This is a genomic window from Sideroxydans sp. CL21, assembly GCF_902459525.1.
In the GTDB taxonomy this organism is placed as follows: domain Bacteria; phylum Pseudomonadota; class Gammaproteobacteria; order Burkholderiales; family Gallionellaceae; genus Sideroxyarcus.
The window spans coordinates 1,659,816-1,683,347 of record NZ_LR699166.1 but is presented as its reverse complement, the minus strand read 5'-3'; the positions used below and the strand labels follow the sequence as shown (position 1 = coordinate 1,683,347).

The window sequence follows — 23,532 nt, the reverse complement described above, 5'->3', positions numbered from 1 at the left end:
CGGACGGTGTTAATACTTCACCGTTTGGACCAATACCGCTTACAACTATTTAACCTGCGCATCATCATTCATATGTCCAAGACAACACCGAACAAGTCCCCTCCCCCTCCGGAGGGAAAGCAGACTTAATCGGTGCAACCCCAAGGCCATCATATTTGCGGATAATCATTCAGCTTCGTATAGAATAATAGGTATGAGCAGACCAAGTCTTAACCTGATACGTTGATATGCCAGAAGTTTTCAGATCATTAGTTGTCATTCTTTTCATTGCCACGGCCTTCTTTTTTTTCGCGCGCCGCCTCACCATCTCCCCTGATGAGCTAAATAGTTTTAAACGGAGAAAAAATATTTGGCTGTTCTTAACTCTTGCCGCCTTTCTGGCACAGAGTTTCTGGATATATACAATTATCGCCATACCTGCTCTGTTGTACGCAAACCGGAATGAATCCAATCCGCCAGCGTTGTTTTTTTTCATATTGTTCGCTGTCCCCATGGCTACAACTGAGATTCCCGGCATGGGTCTGGTCAATTATATTTTTGATCTTTCACATGCGAGATTGTTAGAACTGTTTGTACTCCTGCCTGCGTTTTTTTCATTACGCCAACGAAGTGACGTTATTCCTTTCGGGCGGACGATACCTGACAAGTTTTTTGCCGCGTATCTCGTGCTCACGGTTGTGCTCGATCTGCGAGTATCCAACTTGACAAGCATGGCGCGTGACATTTTCTATCTGTTCATTGATGCATTTCTTCCCTACTATGTGCTCAGCCGCTCGCTCAAGCATATGCAAGATTTTCGAGATGCCCTGCAGGCCCTCGTGATAGCGATCATGATTCTTGCACCGATAGCTGCTTTTGAATTTTCAACACATTGGTTGCTCTATGGGGCTCTAATTGACTCGCTCCAGCTTAGCAATGCAATGACGTTATACCTTGGAAGAGGCGGCATGCTCAGGGCCCTTGCCTCTGCCGGACACTCTATTGCTCTGGGCTATCTGATGGTTATTGGGATAGGTTCGTACCTATTTCTGCAACGCGCAATCAAATCGAAACTTGTACGTCGCTTCGGCTTGGGATTGCTGATTGTCGGAATAATATCCTCCTTATCACGTGGCCCCTGGGTTGGCGCTGTTACCGTCTTTATTGTTTTTATTGCCACCGGTAGAAAAGCGGTTCAACGACTAATTCTGCTAACTACTATATGTTTACTGGCTTTTCCTTTGATTGCTGTACTCCCGGGAGGAATGAAAGTCATTAATTTGTTACCCATAGTCGGCACAACCGATAAAGGAAGCATCGATTACCGGCAAAAACTGCTCACTAACTCACAAATCGTTATTATGCAAAATCCATGGTTTGGGTCTGCAGACGTTCTCGAAACGCCCGAAATGCAAGCCATGCGCCAAGGTGAAAACATCATTGACATTGTCAATTCCTACCTCTCAATTGCCTTGTCCCAAGGATTAGTCGGCCTCGGGCTATTCGTGGGATTTTTTGCTTTTGTGATAAGAGGAGTATATCGCTCTATGCGCTCTCTCCCTGACAAAGACAGTGAGGAAGCCCTGCTTGGACGGGCACTGTTGGCCACGCTTTTCGGTATTCTTGTAACCATCTTTACGGTTAGCGGAATTACCTTCATTCCTATTGTTTACTGGTCGATTGCCGGGATAGGTGTTGCTTATACCCAGATGGTCCGTTTAAAACAAGGTACTCATTCTGTAGTTATTTAAAGCCGAGCCACTTTCCTTATGTTTCATCGTAATGTTTTGTTAGATAACCAACTCCGCAAAGGAATGTCGTACCATTTCTCTATTAGAACAGAAAGCACAATTAGAAAAACTACCAAAGCAAAGCCTGAAACTGGCGCATAGATTTCTACGCTATCTTTTAACACATACTGAAAAATATTTTTAACTGGCTCATGAAGCACGTATATCGGGTAACTGGCCGTTCCGAGAATTAGCAATAAACTTTGAAATCTCGAAGTCTCACCTTGCGCAGCAACCAAAACGGAAAATGGAAAAATAAGAACAACTGAAAAAACGTCAATAATTTTGTCATAATGCTCAAAGCTTGGTGATGCCAAGATAGCCGCTATCATAAAAAAAGCTAGCCAAGGCGAAATAAATTTCGCCCCCTTTAAAGCAGTACTCAAAATTAGGCGATGCCTAAATAACAGTAACCCAAAAAATATTCCAAAAACAGAGCGCAAAAAACCTGCAATTAATGACCAAAATCCCCAAGCATAGCCCACATCTAGATTCCCATGAACAAATGACACCACTGTGAGACAAATTCCGGAAATAAGCACTATAGATGCTAAAACAACATTTGATAAAAGTGGCCTTGAAATCGCATATACGGCATTAGTAATAAGCTCAAAAAAAAGAGACCAATATGGCGGATTTATTGAAAAAAGGTATGAACTCCCAGCAACCTGAGATGGAAGAAACAAAGCGCCCAACGCTATCATATTTAGAGTTTCCCCATATCCAACGCTCAGTTTATGTTTCCATATGGTTTCAATTAGAATAAAGGAACATAAAAGTAGCGATAATAGGTAAACAGGATATAGTCGTATTAATCGTATGAGCAAAAATTTCGGTGCAGAAATTTTGTCGCATTTAAGTTTTTCGTCATATGCATATGCAATTACAAATCCACTCAGAATAAAAAATAGATCAACTGCAAGATAGCCTCTAAAAAAGTGTATGTGCCAAAAATCTTGTGTATGAAGAGTCAGTACAAAGATTGCGGCCATACCTCGAATACCGTCTAGGAATGCGTACCGATTGTGTCGATGATCCATTTCAATATAGTCCGATTAAAGGCTACGCAGTTAAGTACTCACAGTAAAGCTAAGGCTTATTGGGTTAATCATTCAAAGAAGTTGATTCACCGTACGCTACTCACGGTAGCACGATCAATATATTGAATTCTCGGCCTAAACAAAAAAGCGCCCTTTAGAATCCAGGGAATCACCCGCAAAGGCCATTCCCCCTTAAATACTTTGAGCATGAGCTTAAACGATACGCGAGCTACTCTTAGTATTTTTAATACGAATGAACCTGGTACAAGTTTCGCCCTGGCAACATGATTTCTGGCGAAATAGGCAACTTTTATAAAATCCTTTCCAAACGGATCAAAACTGTCATCCTGGTAATGTGTTACTACGCTGGTCAACACGCAATAGCCTTTACCATGTCTGACAAGCCTGCTAACGAACTCCCGATCCTCGTCCCAAAGAAAGAATTCGGCAATGGGCAGCCCGGCCTCGTGGACTGCGCGCGTACGCACAAGCAGCCCTAGCCAGCACGCGTCAACTGCTTCAACGCATTTGTCATCCAGGACGCTGCCATACCAGGCGATAGACTGGCTGCCGCCAGGAGACATGTAGGTTTTTCCATGCCGGTCAATAATCCGGCTACCGAGGAATACTGTTTCCTGCCGCTTGAAATACGGGCATTTGACCATTTCTTCGAGAGCCGTAGGGGCTGGAACGGCATCGTCGTCAAAAATCCATGTCCAGCCATGCCCGCGCTGTATGCTTTCCGTGATTCCCCTGCAGAAGCCACCTGCACTTCCCAGATTCTCCTGAACGATAATAGTCAGATCCTGCTGTCCGGCCAGCCACGATGCAATTGTTGGGTTGTTACCCTGATTAATGACAATTATTTCATCAGGTTTTCTGGACTGATTCCGCAGTGCGGTGATCAGATCCGGTAAAATTTTTTCGCGCGAGTAAGCAAGAACCACAGCAGAAACTCGATCATCATTGTAAATTGACATCACAGCTCACCGGTTAAAATGCAAACAGATTTCATTCGTTGTTGATTTTATTTTCTGATTTTTTGGTCGCAAAAAATTATCAATCCTAAGGCTTAATAACCGTCAATTCATAAGTTATTCCATTTGCCGGAAATACCCTACATAATCTTCTTTCAAAGAAATCTTGTCGCTTTGTATTTTTATTTATAAAGTTAAATAGGCGTGGAAATGCAATTTTATCGATCAGCGAATGGTTCAAAAGGGTAATTGTGACGGATTGAACTTTAAAGCGACATTTTGAATAAAATGCGGGTACTTTTCTAAATTCAGGTTGATTCTCTATTGGCACAAAGTAATACATAGAAAAAGCTCCGAAAAATCGCACATGTGTAGGGTCAGAGTAGTAGTATGGATTTGAGAAATGCGGAACTCTAATTTCTATTTTTCCGTTAGGGCTTACAATCCTGTGCAGTTCTTCCATCAATCCGATAAGATTATTGATATGTTCAAGTACGTGACATGAATAAATTTCGGATACTGAATTATCCGGTAGTAATTCCAAAGTGCGATTCAGATCGGCAACGATATCGACATTATTATCGATATTTGCCATGTCCAATCCGTAAAAGCCTTCTTTCTTGCCCCCACCACTTCCCAGATTGATTTTTAAAGGGATCCCTTGGTCTATGTCATTTTTTACTGCCAAGTTTAAAATTTCCACTTAAGACCTCCGCTATTAAGTACATTCATGATGATTAAGTTCGATTGTAGATGCGACATGCCAACATCCGGCAGCTATCAGCAAATTCTTACAAGAAGATCAAGCCATAATTTTATTCCCATACATAATTTTCAAATGCTCCAAGCCACATGTTTATCAAGACTCCGATGCATGCAGTGATTTTGCGGACTTCGCGCATCTAGTAGATGTGTAAAAGTCGCACCGGCATAGCAGCAACCAGTGTTCACCTACCCTACAATGAAAGGTGCCCGTTCAATGAGCTTGTTATGCTCTACTATCATTATGACAATCTTTGTTTTTACCGCGACATACTAACAAAATGCTGTGCCAGCATATTTACCAAGGCCCCGATCGCCAGACCCGCAGGCAGCGCTGGCAGTACATACAATTCTCGTTTCAGATTTAAGAATCCGTATTTCGCCATGAAATAAACTCTGATCGGCAAGGCCAACAATGGAGTCAGCGCAATAATCCAAATGGCACCATCTAACCCATATGCGTTGTAAATTGGCGCAATTACACTGAAGGTTATCAGCAACTGAAAAATTTGTGCCGGTATCAACAACCTTGGCTTGCCTAACGCAATAAAGACATTTTCGGAAAGAACATATCTGATGCCAAACAGGGAAATAGCCAATATTTCGAGCATATGCCCTGCATTTGCATACCGATTATCGTATAGCACATCAGTAATCAAGTGCCCTGCATAAAACAATAAGCCGCAAATGAACAATATCGCCAAATCAATCGGAAATCGTATTTTGTAATAAACTGCACTTAAATCTTCTCGTCGTTCACGAACTACTTTGCTCAACGCAGGCAACGCAGCATTTGTTGCCAACTTGGACAAAACCTCCTGCAAGGCACTAATCATGAATAGTGCAATCGTATACACTCCAAGGACATCTGCCTTTACTAAACCCGCCAATACTAGTCTGTCTCCATTGCTGACAAAGTACCCTAAAATCGTAGTCAACAATATCCATTTGCCAAAAGCAAACAACTCTAAAAATATATCCCTGTTCCACATTAACCGATTAGTTTGGCCTTCAATATACCAATGACTCAATATCGTTTTGATGCAGGAAGACAAAATTGTGCCGCCGACTAAAGCCCAAATTGATTTGTCCACTAGCGCCCAAACGATCATTACAGCGAGCCCGGCAACTTGAGAAATCAGTTCCAGTATCGTTATCCGCCCCTGTCTCATCACCCTATGAGCTGAAGCCAGATTTGTCGATTCAAACCCTGAAATCAACGCTGTGAATGACAACGCCGCAAGGACACTTGGTAAAACCGGATCATGGTATGCGCTGCTTGCACCTACCAGGCCAAACGAATTTGCAATGGCAAGTCCGGCAGCCAGGGAGATTGCCAGCAAAAAAATGATTCCGCCACGCAGTATCTGAAAAGTCCATGCCGTATTCAGAAATAACGGATCATCACCTCTATGACTTTGAATGATGTTGTGTTGAACACCGAAATAGGAGCAGAGCTGCAATCCCATAATAAGAATATTTGCCACAGCCATCACTCCAAACATCTCTGGCACCAGGATACGCGTCATGATCAAGTTACCGCCCAATCTGATGACCTGAGAGGCGAAATGTCCGCTCAATATCCACATGCCTGCATGGATTATGGTTTGGCGCAGGGATGAATGCGGTTTATTCATATTGTTAAAAATGAAAATACTTTTGAAAATAAAAACAATTAACAGGATTCAATTTATCCCAGATTGCCCATTAGAAAAACCACGTCATTGTTGGAACTACTAGCCATTCGACTAAGCCCGCAGGCGGGCAAGTCGCTGGTTATCCGGCGAAGGCCGGAATCCAGATGATTAATACTTTTCCCACGCAAGTGGGACAACATCACGGTTTTGTCCGCGCACCCGCAAGAGGTAGGCCGTAGTTGTAAGGGGCTGAAGCCCCAACAACACACGCACGCGCGGCCTATTTTCATAGCTGGATACCGGCTTTCGACGGTATGACGGCCTAATGGACTATCTGGGTTTATTGAACATGACCTAATCGGTACTATCTTAGTTACATATCATTTCGCCCAGCAACACTATCCTGTTTCATTTGCATCCAATTGAACAGAAGCGACAATCCATCCTGAATGGCAATTTCAGGTACCCAATTTAATTGGGACTTGGCCTTTTCGATGTTTAGCACAATTTCGCGAACATCAAATGACCGCCCTGCTTTATATTCTATGTTCAGTTTCATTCCGCTTGCTTTTTCAATCATGTGTGCAAGCTCAATCAATGTTAGTCCTGTGCCCGACCCCGCATTGAATATGCCGGTCAGCTCAGATTCGGCGGCCATGCGACAGATTCTGGCCAGATCGGAAACATAAAGATAATCACGTTTTGCAGACCCGTCTCCCCAAATAGTGACTTTCCCGTTGGACAACATTTTCTGCATAAAGGTGGATGCAACTCCTTGGACGCCATCGTGCCCCTGGCGTGGGCCAAAGGGATTCGACGCTCTTAGGATCAGGGGTTTAAAGCCATAAAGTTGTTCAAACATACCGAGGTATTTTTCAACTGCTACTTTAACAACGCCGTATGAACATATCGGATTAAGGGGATGATCCTCCTGCACTGTAGCCGTGGAAGGTATGCCATACACAGTACCCCCCGAGGAAAGATAAATAATCCGCTTCACGTTTACCGATACCATCACCTGGAAAAGACGCACACTACTTTCGAGGTTGCCTTGAATGTCACTGATAGGGTCGAGGTTTGAGGTGCTTGGGACGGTCGTACTGATCAGGTGAATTACGACATCAACCCCCTGCAATGCCTCAGCGAGCATGGGTACATTTGAAAAATCACCCAAAAAATAATTTACCGAAGGCAATGGTTTTCGCCATATCTCATATCTTCGTCCGAATACCCGGACTTCGTGACCCGCATCAAGAAGTTCATCCACCACATGAGAGCCGATAAATCCGTTGCCGCCTAATACAAGTATTTTCATAGTTGATCGCCACCGACTCTAGAATCCAGAGCAGCCAGCAATAACTCTCTGCGTTGCCGGCCTACATTGCTCCACAAATACTCTCTCGCCCTGTTGGATGCATTTCTGGAGAATTGCATCCGCAATTCAGCATCAGAAAATAACTTGCGTATCGCATCAATCCAACCGTCTGTATCATGGGAATCAATAATTAGTCCCTCGCATCCGTCATTGACGATGCCGCCCCCTCCCATCGGGCTTACTATAGAGGGCAGGCCGGCACCCAAAGCGAGGTAAGTGACTAAAGGGCTTCCCTCTTCCAGACTTGGAAAAATAAAAATATCCGCATCCAGATACAATGACTCGAGATCTTTGGTGAAAGGGATGTGCTCAATATCATGACGCGACAAATAAGGCTCAACCAATGGCTTTGCGCTGTGTTCAATATTGCCGACCAGTTTCAACTTCCCTTTAATTCCGGATTTGACCCAATATTCAAGCAAGAGATGTACTCCCTTGCGGATACCTATTCTTCCAACAAAAATGGCTGTTAACTCCTTTTTTTTGGCTCGCATTTCAATTTGCTCAGGTAACATAATATGTGTCGAATCAAGCCCGTAACTGGTCCTTATAATTTTTTCATGTGGGATATTTGCATTAAGAAGTGATTTGCTCACTTCCTCGCTTGGACTAAATACATAATCGACCAATTCCAGCTTGGCATTTTCATCGCAAATTCTTTCCTCATCAATTCCGTGGGCAGGCTTTAAACCTAGCCTGCTATATTCAGCGTCCAGAATTTTCTTGCTGGTGGCCTGATGAGTATTGATATTTTCTGTTAACAAGATATGGCCTTTTGATTTGGCAAATCTGTATGTATCAATTGAAGTGCCGGGCCACAAATACGCAATTTGCTGCCCCTTAAACGAGTGTCGATAGCGCCACTCTGTATACTTCTCCCATAAATCGTCTGAAATCAGTTTATATCCTAGGGGCTTCGCCCAAAGCGGCAACGAAAGACGATGAAATGAACTGAGACGCACATCTTTATTGGCGGAAACACAAAATAATCTCACATCAGTGTCTGCAGATTGCATCGATTCGAGAATTGATTGGCATGCATAGCAAACACCGCTTTTGTAAAGATGTGTTGCATATATAGTATTGATCAGCATCGCGAGATTACCTTATCAGCTTGCCACTGTTTTTTGTGCGCCAGCACAACACGTTAAGCTTCATGGATTGGATGGTTGGACGCTTACCGAAGATAATCTTGCGAGGCGACAAGCTTGCCGGCGACTGAACACTTGGTCAGCACATTCGTATGATTTTCTGATGGTTGGCCAAGTTTATTCCTTAAAAAATTCAGGTTTGCCAACTTTAGGTTCCAAAACCCAGTCATAAACTTCCCTTGTTTGTCTGGCCTTGGCCGCCCAAGTGAAAAAATTGTGCACGCGGTTTCTGGCTGCAAGCTTCATCGGTTCAAGGCATTGCCGGTCATCGGCTGTCATTTTCAATTTGTCGCTTAAAGATGAAATAATCATTTCGCGTCTCGCCATAGGCAGCTTGAATCCCGTATCTTCATTAACCAGTTCGCCCGGACCAGCGTAGTCAACAATTATTGGAACGAGTCCCAAGGCCATGGCCTCAAGTACGACACCGCCGCCGAACTCACGAATACTCGGAAAAGCAAAAACATGCGAACGGCACATGATTTCCTGAATCGAAGAATGCGCGACCCACCCATGCAGGGTAACTGCCGATTCCAATCCTTTTTTGCTAACCATATCTTGCAAAGTTTGCAACAATGGTCCATCCCCAAGAATATCCAAGTGCAATCGCCCCTCCAAAAGCAGAGGAGTTGCAGCCTCCAGCAGCATGTCCGGTCCTTTGTAGGGAACCAATCTGCCGACAAAGCAAGCGTGTAATACAGATGTGTTTTCAGGACAGGATATGCGGGAAAATTTCGCCGGGTCGATTGCGTTTTCCGGCAAATAGATGCATTTGTCATGATACTTGGCCGGTACTTGATTCAGCGTATCTTTGGACCCAATCAAAAGCGCTGAGGCCGATTTCAAGGTGCTGCGATATCCTGGAAAAAGCTTATATGCATTTCGAATATAGGATAACCATTCTTTTTCCTGGCGGCGTGCGGAGTCAAAGCCTTTGGGCCAAGGCACACCCCCATTGAGTGGTCCAAGGATAAAAGGAACATTCGCTCGACGGCACTTTTTGGCGATGAGACTCGGAATTGTCGGGCTGAGAGGCGTAATACGGTGAACGATATCAAACTTGCCGGAACGAATAGCTACGCCAAATTTTTTCCAAACCAATGCCTCAAAATAGTAGTAAGAAATGATGCTAATAGCCGTACCCGTGGTCCATCCTTTTCCGGCACCGCCACGAAGCATATTAGAAAGCTTCCATAATGGTCTGGCAACTTTCTCCGAATCAATCGCCGTAAAATCTTCGCCTTCAACCAGACCGGCATTTAGAATCGCTTGCCGATTGCGGATATGAGTCACAATATGAACGTCCGCTACATCTCTAAGCGCATTGGCCAAAGACCAACCCACCAACGGGACGCTTACCCAATCAGGGTTTGCAGACTCGGCAATGATCAATACTCGGGGACGGAACATTACTTTTTGAGTACTCCATTTTTTACTTGATAGACAGTTTATTAACTTATGCCTTATTAAATACTGTCCCGATGAGATTTGCCTTTGACAGGTGACGAAGGCTGTCTTCGATTTCACGCTTGGATGACATGCCACTGGCTACTACCATCAGGATGCAATCAATTTTGGGGCAGATGGCTATCGCATCATCGCTATGCAACAGCGATGGCAAGTCGAATATGATCACTCGCGATTCATAGCGATCACGAATCTCGGTGACCAAATTGGATATTTTTAATGATGAGAGAGTTTCGGATGGGTTACTCACCGAATTTTTAGTCGGTAGTATCACCAGCCTTGGTATGCCTGGGTTGACGAGCATTTCCGAGAGTTCTGCGTCCCCTTCCAGCAGATCGTTCAGGGACTTCTCCATGGGGATGCCAAGATAGTTGCCGATCCTCGGTTGCCGCAGGTCAAAGTCAACCAGCATGGCTGTTCTGTTGGTTTGCTGGACAATGCTGATCGCCAGGTTGATGGCGATCACGGTTTTTCCTACTGCGGGTGTGGGAGAAGTAATGGCGATGGTGCGCCAGTTGTTTTCATCCATTTTTTGCAGAATCTGTGTGCGCAACAAGTCGAAGTTCACGCTCGTTGGATCATTTCTGTTGATGGCAAATATGCGGTTGTTTGCCAGTTGATGTGCTTGCAGTTCAACTACGCGAGTCTGGCTGTATTCAAGCTTTGCATGCAAGTCGGTTTCAGGCAGGGGCATTGCGCTCAGCCGACCCGCTTCTCGAGGTCTCTGGCTTCTTGCCTTTTTTACAGCCTGTTTGATGCGTTCCATATTTATCTCCTATGCCAGCAATTGCGCCAGGACTTTCATAAACAGCTCGTTCAATGGCATGTAGAAAAAATGTAGTAACAACGCGATTAAAATCAATCCCAGGCCGGCAGCAATCGCGGCAATCTTGATTTTGCGTTTTCTGTCAACTTCTTCTTCCGGAAGCACAAGGTAGGGAATGACGGCCAACGGACGCATACCCAACACATGCTCAAGCGCATCGGCACTACGTATTTTTTGATCCAGCGACATCAGGAGCATCAGCATTCCTCCGGAGGATGCAATTGCCAGGAAAAACCCCATGACCATTATCTTTGCTGGTTTAGGCTTAAAAGGTTTATCGGGCATGACCGGAGGTTCCAGCAGGACGAAGCGCTCTGATTTGTTCTCACTTTTCAGTTTTTCCGCCATCTGCGCACTCTGCAGTTTGTTCAGAACTTCTTCGTACCTTTTCTGTTCGCTGTCGCGTTCACTGGTGAGAACACCCAACCCTTGTGCAACCTCGGGAGCCTGAAATATTGCCGCTTTATTTTGGGTGATTCTGTCCTGAAGAATTTGCCTTTGCCGCGCTAGCTGCTCTAACCTGCCTGTAGCCGAATTTGCTTTTGGTGATTGACTGGCCTGTTCCTTTTTTTCGGGTGTTACATTTGGAGTGTCATTTTCATTCTCCAACGCTGCGATTTTGGATTTGAGCGCTACAATTTCTGGGTGCGAATCATTGTATATGGATGAAAGGCTAGCGAGCTTGGCCTTAAGTGCCGATAATGATGTTGGGGGAGTGGTAGGTGATGATGAATCGTCACTTTTTCCTGTTAACTGAGCTTCCAGCGCCTCGTACTTCTGTTCGAGCATATTCAGATTGATCTCATCAGTCTGTAATGTAGCCATATGCATACTTGCCATTTCTGGCAATGCATTTGCATGCTGTTGCTTGTATGCGGAAATCAATCCATTCAGGCGTTCAACCTCCTGTTTTTGCTTGTCCGCCACCTGGGTCAGGAAAATCGTGGTATCCGTGGCAGTCTCGGTTTGCAATGTCACGTTCCAGTTCAGGAAGAGCGCCACAAGATCATTTGCAACCTCAAAAGCAATTTTTGGACTTTTGTCCTGAAACGACAGGTTGAAAGCAATTGTAGCTTTGCCCGAACTGAAGCCTTGCACGGTATCCACACTAATCAGATCAACACTGACTTTGTCGCGCATCCTTTGAAGCAATTCCGTGCTCGACAAGAAACGATCTTTTCCACTGAAAATATTGTATTTATTGGCAATATTCAACAGGCTTTCGCGAGTCAGTACCCGTTGCTTGATGTTATTGATTCTTTCGTCAACATTAACCTGGACTTGCGTAGGAACCACACTCTCAGGCACATTCTGTCCCTGTATCATGATGGTGCCGGTAGATTGGTAAGTCCTTGGAATTGTGACAGCGGTTATGAGAGAAACCAGCAACACAGCAACAAAGATACCGATCAGGTAAGCCGGATGCCTGCGCATGACGGACAGGTAATCAGAGAGTTTCAGTTCATATTCAATGGCCATAGGTATGCGGTGATTCCCGGTTCAGAAGTTGGTGTAGGCGATCGAGAGACCAATCATGTTTGACTTGGCGGGATTAAGTCCGCCCCACACGCTGGTATTGTGATTAATGTATGCCTTCAAGCCCCAAGAGGTACTCAAATCATGATGCAGCCAAACACTTGCTGTTCGGAAAAAACTGACTGTTAGCTCATCATACTTCGACCACCCGAGGTCTAAACCGGTTTTGCTACGCTCACTCAAGTCGTAGCTTAAGCTCCCACTTACCTGCTCAGTAAGTATGATGCTACCCAGCCCGCTGGGTGTGGACTGGCGATTTGCGTTTAAGACCAGGTTTGACAGTTGCCCCTTGTAATTCATTGTCATCCCGCCCTGCAAACTTGTGGTTGCAGTAGTTGTATTGCCAGCAACGCTACTGGAATTCTCAAGCCGGGATGGGCCTGCCTGTAAGGTCCAATCCAGGCGTTCAGAAGCACTCCAGATCAAACCTAACAATGAGTTGTAGATTCGGCTGTTTGGTCCGCCGCCGGTGGGGACATAATCAACGTACGAAAAATTCAAGAATGTAGCACTGTGCTCATTCAGGACATAATTTATCTTTACCCCGCTGGTTTGCACAACGAAGTCGGTCAGACCGATATTGTTTCCGCCGCCGCTAAAATTCGTATAGGTATATGCACCATTCAGCGTGAGCGTGGTGCGTTCGCTTAGCTCTCTGTTCCAAACAGCAGACAAGTTGCGTGTAGTGCTTGTGGAGTTCGCAGATACCAAGCCTGTGGTGCTAGGCATTGCCGTCATCGTCGAGGCAACATTGTACGAGGTTGTAACGTCAAACTTGCTCTTGTCGCCCTGACGGTTCCAACCCAATGTTGCCGTCGGAAAGCCACCGTCAGCGATGATGCTAGTGTTTGAAGAATGAATTAACAGCAAGTCAATACCTGCTTTCAGCTGGTCCGCGCCAGACACATTAGTCAGCATGTAATTTGGATTGACCGTCGAGCGCCATGCACTAAGGCCCTGAAGTGCAGGATTTAGCAAAGGGTTGGTCACATATTCTTCCGATGCGTGGCCCGAAAAATTTTGTTGCAAGGTGTCAGCCCAACCTTCACTGGCAAACACTGTAAGACCGGCCAACAGAGCTGACATTCTGACAAGCCATTGCATGTTCACCCAACCCACCCATCGATAACAAAATTTTTCGGACAATTTTATGGCACCACGATGGTATCGCCCGCCTTGAGCTGGATATTGGTTGACATATTCTTGCCCGACACGATGTCGCTGTAATGCACGGGCAAAACTTCCTGCTGGCCATCAGGTTTTGTACGAATGACCTTGATTTCACTTTCATTGGCAAACTTGTCAACGCCGTTTGCGATACTGATGGCCTGCAACACAGTAATGGGACCGGAAATAATTAAAGGCCCCGGCTTCAATACCTTGCCCGTTACATAGGCGCGATTTCCTTCAAGACCTTCTATGACTACCGTGACGACAGGATCCTTCAAGTATTTTTTCAGTTTTTCGGCAATGTGTTGTTCGACTTCCGGTGTGCTAAGTCCACCCACCTCTACGCGTCCGGCCAGTGGAAGCGTGATGCTGCTGTCGGGCAGGACAACCACCTCTTGCTTCAACGTATCCTCGCCCCACACGGAAACCAATACTTTATCGCCTTGATGAAGCTGGTAAACCACAGGTTTGTCTGTTGCAACGATCTTGTCTGCCGCAACGGCCATATCCGCATTGAGGTATGCCAGCAACAATGTGAATGCAACTAATAGTTTCATCATTTTCATTAGTTAAGCTTCTTTCTGCAATATTAAATCTGCTAACTGTGCGCTGTATTTTTGATTTTTTCAGGATCGGCTCATTACAGACCAGCCTGACCAACCAGCCATTGTCGATCTCCGCTTCGCATCGACCTCAACAGGTCCGTCAGAAATGTTTGCTGAATCTGATAGGAAGCCTGTTCATCGTTGGATATGGTGGAGACTCTAAACAGAAGGCCATCCGGTATTTGTCCGGTTAGCTCGTATCTGAATGTTGCCCATTTTTCTTCAAACCAACCGCGTGTCAATGAATTTCCTATCTTGATCCAGTAAGTTATCGGTTCATTGCGATTGCCTTGTTTCGCAACCAGGCGCATTGCCGGTATTTTCCCAACAGTTGTATCCAAAAATATCTTGGTCATTTTTTTGATATCAAAACCGCCTGCCGCATAACAAATCTCAGGTCTGTGTACCTGCAAATCTACCCTCTGGTCCCTGCCGTAAGCGATAGCAAGCATAACACGCTCGCCTTGGCTGTTGATATAAGTGCGGGAAAGTGTCTGGTTATAAATATTGTCGATCTGACCTTTAACGTCCGGGCTGACCATAGGCTCAACATAGGCCAAGTCCATTTTCCATCCATTAAATTCTTTTGGAATGATGGCTTCCAAATTGAGTTTTTCTGTCTTGTCAGAATCAATGACGGTAGGTGTGGCCAGCATGGCGAGAACACTGGCCAGCAACATGAAAATGCCCATGACAAGGCTGACGGTTACAGGTTTCTTCATTGGGACGCTTTTAATGCCCGTAACTTGACAATATATTGAAGCAGCGCATCAATACTCACAATGAGTAAAAGTGCACTCATAAATAGCACCATCCCGGCAAACTCATGCAAGAACCCTTGCCCAGCCTCATCGCCATAATAATAAGTGATAAGCGTAAGGCTCATGACTCGTATCACATTGGATATGAATGATATTGGAATAATTAAAATGGCTAATATCGCATTCCTGAAAACCGAGGTGTGTTGTACAACATTCAGATAGAACAATCCCAGCGCTTCAAGAGTCAAAAGTGTTTGTAGCCCGGCGCAGGCAGTTGCAACAAGTAATTGATACTGGCCAATCTGCAGGATGACACCGCTGCGGGCTATAGGATAGCCGGCCCAGTATAGAATGTGTTCTGTTACATATGAGACGGCTATTTTCATTGGCATGGTCACTAAAATGACAAATGTGCCAGGCAAGGGAATCATGAACAGCATGAAGAACAGCGGGAACCACGCGGTCGCAAGCGCCCTACTGCCACGTTTGATTAAAAGAATTGCGGCAATCGTCCAGATGAAAGAACCGACTTCGAATATATAAATATCTAACGCACGGCCTACAACATAAAATATCAAGGCTATGGTAAAGACCACCCATCCTGTAGATGAACCAGACTTGCCCGCGCTCTTTTCCATCATGCGTGGCCAAATTCGATATAGCAGCCATAGTGAAAGTGCAAAAACTATCGGTCCCTGAGCTTGCTCTTCCATGCCCCACAGGCCATTGAACAGACCATAGTATGTTGGAACGTACATCGCCAGAAGGCCCAGCAGGATAGGCCACCATTCCGGCATGGTGGCCTTCAAACCAGGAAGTCTGCCTGAAAAGGAGTTCATGGAAAGCAACAATATCCGATCAGTTGCCTGCCGGTTTCGCTGACGTTGCGGGGGCTGGCTGTGCGGCAACAGGGGCGGATGCGTTCAGGTACTCAATCTTGGCCAAGGAACGCAAATGTTTTACTTCGGTGTCCACCACTTCCTGAGTATTTTTGACTTTAAAATATTGCTCGATCGCAGGCGCTGCATCTTCAAATGCGATCGGGTTATCCTTGATGTCAACAATGGAGACGATCATGCTATTGCCTCCCTCGTTAACAACGAACATCTGACCCGCGTGCATGGACATCAGCTTGGCTGCCATCTCCGGAGGCATGTTCATGGTGGTGCGCGATGCTACGCCACGCGCAAAATGCACGTTATGGCTGATCATCCAGGTTGCGATTTCCTCCAGTGATTTGGCGGACGTAATCTCCGCTTTAAGCTTGTCGTCCATATCCTTGCCAGCGATAAGCAAGGAATTCATGTGATATAACTTGCCGTTACCGAATATCTCGGGATGTTTATGAAAATAGTCGCTCATCTCCGCCGTAGTGGGTTTCTCTACTTTGGACACTACTTTTTCCAAATATGCCTGTTGGATAATATTTGCCTTGGATCGCTCGATTGCCTGCAGCACGCTGGGAGAACGATCAATCTTCTCGCGCATTGCTTCGTCTATAATTACCTGGCGGTCAATCAGCGACTCCAGAATTTTCTTGCTGGCATCTTGCTGTTGGTTTGCCGGAACATTGGCATGGGCCAATTCGTCATTTACTTGCAGCATGGTGATATCTTCACCGTTGACTCGGGCGAGCGACTGCCCTCCTCCTTTTTCCTTGCTACAAGCACTTAGCCCCATACCGGCAACCAGTAACAAGGCCCCGCAGAGCAGCCATTTACCCGACACTGCATTTCCGGCCTTTGAAGATGAAGATACGTCTAACTTAAACAAAGCATTCTCCTTTCACATTCTTGATACACGGTCAAATTACACGGAGCTGACAATAAAGAACCCTGTGCAACAAAAATTAAGGGGGGCGCCGATCAGGACGCCACACCGGCGGAAGCCGGTGTCCAGTTGATTGAAACACTGGATTCCGGCCTTCGCCGGAATGACGTATCAAGATTTAATCTGCGTTTACCTTTTAATACTTTTTCCATACCTCAAATAATTGTACTTTAGTAGGCATTATCTTTGCGCAACACTACCCACACCGTACGCATGATAATCCACAAGTCCAGCCAAATAGACCAGTTTTGCAGATAATCCAAATCAAATTCGATACGTGCTTTCATCTTGTCCAGCTCCTGGGTTTCTCCACGGCAACCATTAACCTGTGCCCAGCCGGTAATTCCAGGTTTGACTTTATGCCGCAACATGTAACCCTTGATTAGCTTGCGATACATTTCGTTGTGTGCTACAGCATGCGGCCGGGGGCCCACTATGCTCATGCGTCCTTGCAGCACATTAATGAATTGCGGCAATTCATCCAAAGACGTGCGTCGCAGAAATGCACCGACCCTGGTTGTCCGTTGATCATTCTTCTGTGCTTGGACGATGTTCGATCCGTCTTCGCACACCGTCATGGAGCGAAATTTGTAAACAATAAATGGCTCTCCGTTAAGGCCGTAGCGACGTTGCCTGAAGATGGCAGGCCCCGGCGAGGTCAGCTTTATAGCTAAAATTATTGACAGCAAAATAGGCGAAATAAGGATCAGTATCAGCGAGGCAAGGAGGATATCGCTGAAATTTTTTACAACTGTATCCACACCGGAGAGCGGCGACTCGCATATAGCAACCACGGGCACTCCACCAACATTGTCAAAGCGTGCCTGCATCATGTCAAAGATGTAAACATCGGGCAGGAAGTAGATAGAGGCAGTGGTGTCATGCAGGTCATCCAGCAACTTGTTAATGCGGGGCTGGGTTGCCATGGGCAAACTGACAAAGATCATTTGGATATTATTTTTGCGGACATAATTGCCCACCTCCGACACTGCGCCCAACACTGGCAATTTAGCCCCCTGAATCCGGGATGCATCGCGGTCATCAAAGTAACCGCGCAAATCAATCAACAGGTAAGGGTACTCGGCAATGCGTTCTTGCAGCTGCATGCCAACATGGTTGGCTCCTACGATTACCCCGGAGCGCACCATGCCCTTCTTGCGCAAGTCGGTAATGATTTTATGTACGACAAAATGGCTTGCAATCAGCGCGAACGGCGTAACGACCATCCAGGTCAGAATGACCTCATCAGAATAGCGATAGGACAGTTTGGTGGCATAGCCCAAAAAAAACAGAATGGCGACTACAGCACCCCAACCAACGAAGGTATCGCGCACATATGCCAGTAGCTTTCCATTGTGCCATTTGCGATATAGATTGGTTTGTTCGAATATGTAGGTCGAGATGAAAAAAGCGATGATCATCAGCACCAGATAGTAGCCAGTGAACGTTTCGTCATACAGCAAAGTAAGCAGGACTAACGAACCCCAAATCATGAATGGATCAAGCAAGTACTTGAAAAAGGCAACTACAGGGATGTCATTGATGAACATTGATATTCGAGTCCTTACAACATTGCGAGATCGTCACAGCCGCCGAGAGAATAGCATGATCTGAGCATAATGAACTTTGCGAATACTACTCGGCGCGCTGCTGAATCAAAAGCGACGATACACAATGGAATCCATGAACTTTAATCAGGTTAAATTCTCATTACAGTAGTGAGAATGAATAGAACACTTGTGGATATGTCCCGTCATGCGCAATGCCTAAAATCTGTATGCCTGAGAATCTCAGTTATCTCAATGAATGAAACCCCCAGATTTGCATGCCAACACTCGTCAAACAAAAACCCCGCCACTCGAGCGGGGTTTTTGTCCAGGAAGCAACTTTTTTAGAAGAAGCTAGTCCTGCGGCGACGTGCTGTAAAAGCCAGCAGCCCAAGACCAGCCAGCAACATGGCATATGTTTTGGGCTCAGGAACTGCACTGATGTTGATACTACCACCATATGAAGCTGCGCCAGAACTTGGGCTTACTGTACCTGATATTTGAAGTGCATAGGTATCAGTGGCATTCAATACAAAATTAAAAATGCTTGCAAACGACTGGCCAACAAGACTGGCAGGAACGCCTAGGCCAGCTGCAATAATACCAACTGAAGAGTTTGATTGAACCCATGTATTACCAGTAGACGTATCAAACAATGCAATGGATGAGAATGTCAGGTTACCAGTACCATTAGTGCCGATTGAATTGGATTGGCCACCCGGGGCTCCGTTCAACCAAGGCAAAGCCATGGGATTCGTAAATGTGAATTGATCAACAAATGAGCTTCCTGGCCCGCCATTACCAATACTTACGCCCCACGAGACTGGATTTCCCGTCGCAACCCAAGCACCAGAAGCTATAGTCGTATTGCTTGTAGGAGCTTGATAAACAGGATTAGCGCTAGCCACCCCTGCGGATAAACACAGCCCTAATGCTGCCGTCATTGCTAAAATTGAAGATGATCTCATCGTAATTCCCCTCAAGAAAAATGAACAAAATGATTAAAAAAAACACAACTCGAATCGAGATATTTCACTTACCTTGCTTACCTCGACAAGACCAAAAAACATTAATTACGGTCATGCAAAGAATATCAACTTGGGAAACTATTTCTACTGTACTTTGGTACTAGAAACGTGATATTTAACAAAAATTTAATATCCCAGAACACCTGAACTGCAGATTTCACCTTCCCAGTTTCTAAGAAAAAATTGCAGTCGATGCAGTGTATCTTTGTACGCAGAAAAATCTATTGTACTTTGGTCTCAGGGAATGAATTTTTCGTGTGAACTGACAGAACAAAACAGTCTGCAATTCCAGTGAATTTCACCGCCCATTGCGAGCAGTGCGACAAGAAGTCTACTGGAGAAGTTGCCGCCGCTTCATCTGAGTGCCAACCTTGAAAACGATTCAAGCCTAGCGGAATTGGTTCGTTATCCGAGGTGGGTTTGCGATTGGAGTCGGATGATCCAGGGATGAACCTGCCACAAGGTTAATAAGGTCGGCTAAAACACTTCTGACTTCAGGATTGAAGCATTGCCAAGTGGACAGTGCTGGATCTTTTATTCACCTTTGACCCACTCTGTTCCTGGCGCTTTTCCGCCGACACAATCAATGCCACGTTGAGCCTGTCAGTGACTCCCAGTTTTTCAAAAATATTCGTCAAGTGGGCTTTCACGGTACGCTCAGTAATTTCCAGAGAATGGGCGATCTGTTTGTTACTTTCACCGCTTCCTATTCTGACTGCGATTTCATATTCGCGATCAGTCAGCTGATCAAGCGAACCATAAATATCGGCGCGAGGCTCAATATTTTTTGTTTGATCCCTGCCTTGCCGCTCTTCGATTTGATCCAATAAGCGACTTAGAAATTTTCTCCGTATCCACAACTCGCCATTGCTGACAGCTTTAACCACCATCTTGAGGGAAGATGGCTCAATATTGGCAGGACAGAATCCGCGCACGCCTGCCTTAAACAAGGCCCATTCATCTTCATCCGAAGCAGAGTCGTGGAACACAACGATATTTGTGTTGGGACATAATCTCCTCAACTCGGAAACTCGGCGCGCTCCATTCAAGCCGGGCAAATCGTAGTCAAGCAGGAGTATTTCCGGTTCAAGTTGGACAAGCTCATCCTTGAGGGAATTAAAATTGTTCACATGAAACAGTCTGGCAATTTCAGACAGCGCCTCACTGTGGCGAGTCGAGTTGATTTTGCACGCACTGGCGACCAACAAATTACCAACCTTGCAAAGGTTTGCATCACAAAGGAGTTTCATTATTTCCCCATCCTATCCGCTACGTTTCAAAGAAGTTTTCTGGATACCTAAACTTCACCACGGTTGTTTAATGATGCAAACCTGGCAATATAGTTTCTATAACTACCTGCCATCTATTTCTCTCATCCCGATACTTTGTCCATCCCCCAATGGAACCGAATTGACGGATACCTTGTGGCGAACTTGTTTTTTATTTTTTGCGCGACTTCCATTCCGGCAAGCCGTGTCACCCAATTATTAGCAATGACCATGCCATCAATCAGAATGCGCCATACACCTTGATACCATGGAAGTTTTTCAGATTGATTACTGTCGGTGAGGAATTGTTTGACAAATTGCAGACACTGCATTGACCAATACTCGACACCCCCTAAATAGTAACGATGGTATCAGCACTTTCAGTCAACTTCTTGGCCCGAAATTCTGTGTGTTGCAACCCCAATTAGCCATATTAAAAAACGGGGCAATACTAGCTTTCTGACTGTTATATGGAAAGTGGAAAAAGTATCTAGGCCCTTTGGCCTAGCCTTGGCCTATGACTTTTTCAAGGTTTACATAATTGACGACATTAATCACCACCTCCCAATCCTGCCTGAAGGAACTATCAGCTATTCGATTAGGTTAGCCAGCCAAGTCGCTGGTTAGTCCGGAGGGACATGGATGAGTACAGGAACCCTGCCGGTGTTGCACAGGTTAGCGGCAGTCTCCCACTCTCTCGATGAGTGAAAGTGCGTAGTTCAACTTGCAATAAAACAACCTCTAGTCTGAGTTAGTCAACGCCCCAAACTCTGCTTTGTCACTCAGCATTTCTTCAACCAAAGCCAAATCAATCAGCTTGGATTCAGCTGCAAAACCATAAACCAGCGCTGTATTGCAAAGAATATTGATGCGTCTTGGTATGCCTTCACTTGCCTGAGCGATTCTGGCACAGGCCTCGGCGGTAAATAACGGAGTGTCCCGGCCTGCTACTTTCAGACGGTGCTGGATATAACCCTGCACATCAACCGCCTCAAAGGGCTTGATATGAAAATCAACCTCGACGCGTTGAGAGAATTGCAAAAGTTCAGGTCTCAATAGTATCTCTTTCAATTGAGGCTGGCCTACCAGCATTATCTGAAGCAGCTGACTTTTGTCGGCATTTATATTTGAGAGCATGCGCAACGATTCCAGAGCGTCCGGATTCAGGTTGTGCGCTTCATCTATGATCAACAAAACACTTTTGCCAGATGCATATTGTTTTATCAAAAAACGCTGGAATTCGTCGAACAATGCCACATTAGACTGACCTTCATAGGTAAGACCAAAAGAAAGCATGATCCACTGCAGTAAATTGGCGATCTCGCGGTGCGTGTTGTACACCAAGCCCACGGTATGTTCGGGCGCCAGGTTATTCAGCAGATGACGAACCAAAGTTGTTTTTCCACATCCGATTTCGCCGCTGATTACCATGAAACCAACCCTGTTCCTGATTCCGAATTCCATCATCGCGTAAGCGTAAGAATGGCGCCGACCGAAATACAGGAAGTCCGGATCAGGCTGTATTGAGAAGGGATTTTCCTTCAGATCGTAGAACGCTTGGTACATGCTATATCGATATCCTGTGAATATAATTGCTGTCAAATATTACCCGGCAACAAATGCCATTTGGGAAGTACCTCTGATCAAAAAGCCACTCGATGGTGGCAATTCGAAATTTCACAGCCAGCAAACATCTTTTTTAAAAAGAGACTTTACAATTATGCCCTTGTTTTAATCTCTTTGTATAAAGACTGCACTTTTCGATCAAAGTTTAAATATTCACCATCACGCGGCACATTCCTGCGAAGAATAGGATGGAGGTACTTCGATAACCAGCTTGTCCAAATGACGCCGCCCATACCTTGGTGGATACTCAGGGAACGGAAGAACACGCACTCACAGTCAAAACAAATGTGATCGACTTAAATTAAGACCTGTGTCGATAAGGCAGCATCCGTGTCAGAACGTCGTCCCGGTTGATGAAATGATGCTTGAGCGCAGCCGCAATGTGTCCCGCGACAATAACAGCCAGAAAAATATTCAAGCCCCAATGCACGGTTTGCAATATATCGCCCAGTTCCTTGCTCTTCGATAGCAAATCGGGGATCGGGAATATCCCGAAGAGTACTGTCTGAAAACCTTTGGCGGAACTCATCAGCCAACCCGACAACGGAATCATAAACATCAATACATAGAGCAATGCATGGCCGCTGTGAGCGATAAATTGCTCCGCACGCCCCATATGCCGCGGCAATTTCGGAGGGCGATTAAAGAGGCGCCAAGTCAGCCTGATGATGGCAAGCGCGAAAATGGTGACACCAGCCCATTTATGCCACGAATAGGCACGCAACTTCCACGGGGACAGAGGAAGATCATGCATATACAGTCCAAACGCAAAAACACTGACGACGGCTATGGCCATCAACCAGTGCAAGCCAATAGCTGTCCTGGAATAGTGTTTCGATGCGGATTGAGTAGAATGCGATCCGGAAGTGCCTGCAGTAAAGTTTGGTGGCAGGATATCCATGATAATCATCTCGTTGTGTTTAGATGACGTCATGTTATGCGTTCCAGATTCACAGATAAACCATAACTGATGGCATGCAGTATCCCATTATCGGAACAATTCAATGTTCTTTGCTTGTGTAGTGGAATATGGTTTTTATTTTCGTGTTTGGAAAATTAAGAGGCTTATTTCTCAAAAAGTCAGCCTTTTCTAGATATGGTGCACCAGAAAAATTGAATCTAATGGGGGGGCTGGGAAATTCTGTTTTTATTAGCCG

Annotated in this window: 20 protein-coding genes; 1 reads left to right on the top strand and 19 read right to left on the bottom strand. The window is 45.4% G+C overall.

Annotated elements, in window-relative coordinates; all coding sequences use genetic code 11:
• Positions 1 to 227 precede the first annotated feature (227 nt).
• A complete protein-coding gene (locus QOY30_RS07810; protein ID WP_283744067.1) occupies positions 228 to 1,730 on the top strand; it encodes an O-antigen ligase family protein in 1,503 nt (500 codons plus the stop codon).
• 23 nt (positions 1,731 to 1,753) lie between these two features.
• Here the strand turns inward: QOY30_RS07810 and QOY30_RS07805 are convergent, their stop codons facing one another.
• The 19 genes from QOY30_RS07805 to QOY30_RS07715 all read right to left on the bottom strand — a co-directional run bounded on the left by QOY30_RS07805 (position 1,754) and on the right by QOY30_RS07715 (position 23,276).
• Positions 1,754 to 2,809 carry an acyltransferase family protein gene (locus QOY30_RS07805; RefSeq protein ID WP_283744066.1) on the bottom strand — a complete coding sequence of 352 codons (1,056 nt, stop codon included), beginning with the start codon at positions 2,807 to 2,809 and terminating at the stop codon, positions 1,754 to 1,756.
• Between the two features lie 86 nt (positions 2,810 to 2,895).
• Positions 2,896 to 3,789 (bottom strand): glycosyltransferase, encoded by an 894-nt coding sequence (locus tag QOY30_RS07800; RefSeq protein WP_283744065.1) that lies wholly within the window; start codon positions 3,787 to 3,789, stop codon positions 2,896 to 2,898.
• A gap of 85 nt (positions 3,790 to 3,874) precedes the next feature.
• Positions 3,875 to 4,489, bottom strand: a complete 615-nt coding sequence (locus QOY30_RS07795) for a class I SAM-dependent methyltransferase (protein ID WP_283744064.1) — start codon at positions 4,487 to 4,489, stop codon at positions 3,875 to 3,877.
• Between the two features lie 319 nt (positions 4,490 to 4,808).
• A complete protein-coding gene (locus tag QOY30_RS07790; RefSeq protein ID WP_283746042.1) occupies positions 4,809 to 6,137 on the bottom strand; it encodes an oligosaccharide flippase family protein in 1,329 nt (442 codons plus the stop codon).
• Between the two features lie 421 nt (positions 6,138 to 6,558).
• Positions 6,559 to 7,500 carry an NAD-dependent epimerase/dehydratase family protein gene (locus QOY30_RS07785; RefSeq protein WP_283744063.1) on the bottom strand — a complete coding sequence of 314 codons (942 nt, stop codon included), beginning with the start codon at positions 7,498 to 7,500 and terminating at the stop codon, positions 6,559 to 6,561.
• On the bottom strand, positions 7,497 to 8,654 hold the full coding sequence (locus QOY30_RS07780; RefSeq protein WP_283744062.1) for a glycosyltransferase family 4 protein: 1,158 nt from the start codon (positions 8,652 to 8,654) through the stop codon (positions 7,497 to 7,499). Before QOY30_RS07780 ends, QOY30_RS07785 begins: the two co-directional genes overlap by 4 nt.
• Positions 8,655 to 8,828: 174 nt before the next feature.
• Positions 8,829 to 10,121 carry a glycosyltransferase family 4 protein gene (locus tag QOY30_RS07775; protein ID WP_283744061.1) on the bottom strand — a complete coding sequence of 431 codons (1,293 nt, stop codon included), beginning with the start codon at positions 10,119 to 10,121 and terminating at the stop codon, positions 8,829 to 8,831.
• A gap of 46 nt (positions 10,122 to 10,167) precedes the next feature.
• Entirely contained in the window at positions 10,168 to 10,944 is a 777-nt protein-coding gene (locus tag QOY30_RS07770; protein WP_283744060.1) for a CpsD/CapB family tyrosine-protein kinase, read from the bottom strand.
• 9 nt (positions 10,945 to 10,953) lie between these two features.
• Positions 10,954 to 12,483, bottom strand: a complete 1,530-nt coding sequence (locus QOY30_RS07765) for a GumC family protein (protein ID WP_283744059.1) — start codon at positions 12,481 to 12,483, stop codon at positions 10,954 to 10,956.
• Positions 12,484 to 12,504: 21 nt separating this feature from the next.
• The gene (locus QOY30_RS07760; RefSeq protein ID WP_283744058.1) at positions 12,505 to 13,650 is read right to left on the bottom strand and encodes a hypothetical protein; all 1,146 of its coding nucleotides are present in this window, start codon (positions 13,648 to 13,650) and stop codon (positions 12,505 to 12,507) included.
• Positions 13,651 to 13,688: 38 nt separating this feature from the next.
• Positions 13,689 to 14,270 carry a polysaccharide biosynthesis/export family protein gene (locus QOY30_RS07755; protein ID WP_283744057.1) on the bottom strand — a complete coding sequence of 194 codons (582 nt, stop codon included), beginning with the start codon at positions 14,268 to 14,270 and terminating at the stop codon, positions 13,689 to 13,691.
• An 80-nt stretch (positions 14,271 to 14,350) separates the two neighbouring features.
• Positions 14,351 to 15,037, bottom strand: a complete 687-nt coding sequence (gene epsI / locus QOY30_RS07750) for an exosortase-associated protein EpsI, B-type (RefSeq protein ID WP_283744056.1) — start codon at positions 15,035 to 15,037, stop codon at positions 14,351 to 14,353.
• Positions 15,034 to 15,915, bottom strand: a complete 882-nt coding sequence (xrtB, locus tag QOY30_RS07745) for an exosortase B (protein WP_283744055.1) — start codon at positions 15,913 to 15,915, stop codon at positions 15,034 to 15,036. The genes epsI and xrtB overlap by 4 nt, the downstream gene beginning before the upstream one ends.
• A 19-nt stretch (positions 15,916 to 15,934) precedes the next feature.
• Entirely contained in the window at positions 15,935 to 16,849 is a 915-nt protein-coding gene (locus QOY30_RS07740) for an EpsD family peptidyl-prolyl cis-trans isomerase (RefSeq protein WP_283744054.1), read from the bottom strand.
• A 227-nt stretch (positions 16,850 to 17,076) separates the two neighbouring features.
• Positions 17,077 to 18,456 carry an undecaprenyl-phosphate glucose phosphotransferase gene (locus QOY30_RS07735; RefSeq protein ID WP_283744053.1) on the bottom strand — a complete coding sequence of 460 codons (1,380 nt, stop codon included), beginning with the start codon at positions 18,454 to 18,456 and terminating at the stop codon, positions 17,077 to 17,079.
• Between the two features lie 341 nt (positions 18,457 to 18,797).
• Entirely contained in the window at positions 18,798 to 19,421 is a 624-nt protein-coding gene (locus tag QOY30_RS07730; protein ID WP_283744052.1) for an FxDxF family PEP-CTERM protein, read from the bottom strand.
• Positions 19,422 to 19,975: 554 nt separating this feature from the next.
• Positions 19,976 to 20,731 carry a LuxR C-terminal-related transcriptional regulator gene (locus QOY30_RS07725; protein WP_283744051.1) on the bottom strand — a complete coding sequence of 252 codons (756 nt, stop codon included), beginning with the start codon at positions 20,729 to 20,731 and terminating at the stop codon, positions 19,976 to 19,978.
• 759 nt (positions 20,732 to 21,490) lie between these two features.
• On the bottom strand, positions 21,491 to 22,315 hold the full coding sequence (locus tag QOY30_RS07720; RefSeq protein ID WP_283744050.1) for an ExeA family protein: 825 nt from the start codon (positions 22,313 to 22,315) through the stop codon (positions 21,491 to 21,493).
• Positions 22,316 to 22,676: 361 nt separating this feature from the next.
• On the bottom strand, positions 22,677 to 23,276 hold the full coding sequence (locus QOY30_RS07715; protein ID WP_283744049.1) for a cytochrome b: 600 nt from the start codon (positions 23,274 to 23,276) through the stop codon (positions 22,677 to 22,679).
• Positions 23,277 to 23,532: the final 256 nt, after the last annotated feature.

Bases quoted from the DNA above. Each gene is read 5' to 3' on its own strand.
- QOY30_RS07770 (WP_283744060.1), bottom strand. From the start codon at position 10,944: ATGGAACGCATCAAACAGGCTGTAAAAAAGGCAAGAAGCCAGAGACCT.
- xrtB (WP_283744055.1), bottom strand. From the start codon at position 15,915: ATGAACTCCTTTTCAGGCAGACTTCCTGGTTTGAAGGCCACCATGCCG.
- QOY30_RS07720 (WP_283744050.1), bottom strand. From the start codon at position 22,315: ATGTACCAAGCGTTCTACGATCTGAAGGAAAATCCCTTCTCAATACAG.
- QOY30_RS07790 (WP_283746042.1), bottom strand. From the start codon at position 6,137: ATGTGGATATTGAGCGGACATTTCGCCTCTCAGGTCATCAGATTGGGC.
- QOY30_RS07785 (WP_283744063.1), bottom strand. From the start codon at position 7,500: ATGAAAATACTTGTATTAGGCGGCAACGGATTTATCGGCTCTCATGTG.
- QOY30_RS07735 (WP_283744053.1), bottom strand. From the start codon at position 18,456: ATGTTCATCAATGACATCCCTGTAGTTGCCTTTTTCAAGTACTTGCTT.
- QOY30_RS07730 (WP_283744052.1), bottom strand. From the start codon at position 19,421: ATGAGATCATCTTCAATTTTAGCAATGACGGCAGCATTAGGGCTGTGT.
- QOY30_RS07805 (WP_283744066.1), bottom strand. From the start codon at position 2,809: ATGGATCATCGACACAATCGGTACGCATTCCTAGACGGTATTCGAGGT.
- QOY30_RS07725 (WP_283744051.1), bottom strand. From the start codon at position 20,731: ATGAAACTCCTTTGTGATGCAAACCTTTGCAAGGTTGGTAATTTGTTG.
- QOY30_RS07780 (WP_283744062.1), bottom strand. From the start codon at position 8,654: ATGCTGATCAATACTATATATGCAACACATCTTTACAAAAGCGGTGTT.
- QOY30_RS07765 (WP_283744059.1), bottom strand. From the start codon at position 12,483: ATGGCCATTGAATATGAACTGAAACTCTCTGATTACCTGTCCGTCATG.
- QOY30_RS07810 (WP_283744067.1), top strand. From the start codon at position 228: ATGCCAGAAGTTTTCAGATCATTAGTTGTCATTCTTTTCATTGCCACG.
- QOY30_RS07800 (WP_283744065.1), bottom strand. From the start codon at position 3,789: ATGTCAATTTACAATGATGATCGAGTTTCTGCTGTGGTTCTTGCTTAC.
- QOY30_RS07755 (WP_283744057.1), bottom strand. From the start codon at position 14,270: ATGATGAAACTATTAGTTGCATTCACATTGTTGCTGGCATACCTCAAT.
- QOY30_RS07715 (WP_283744049.1), bottom strand. From the start codon at position 23,276: ATGGATATCCTGCCACCAAACTTTACTGCAGGCACTTCCGGATCGCAT.
- epsI (WP_283744056.1), bottom strand. From the start codon at position 15,037: ATGAAGAAACCTGTAACCGTCAGCCTTGTCATGGGCATTTTCATGTTG.
- QOY30_RS07775 (WP_283744061.1), bottom strand. From the start codon at position 10,121: ATGTTCCGTCCCCGAGTATTGATCATTGCCGAGTCTGCAAACCCTGAT.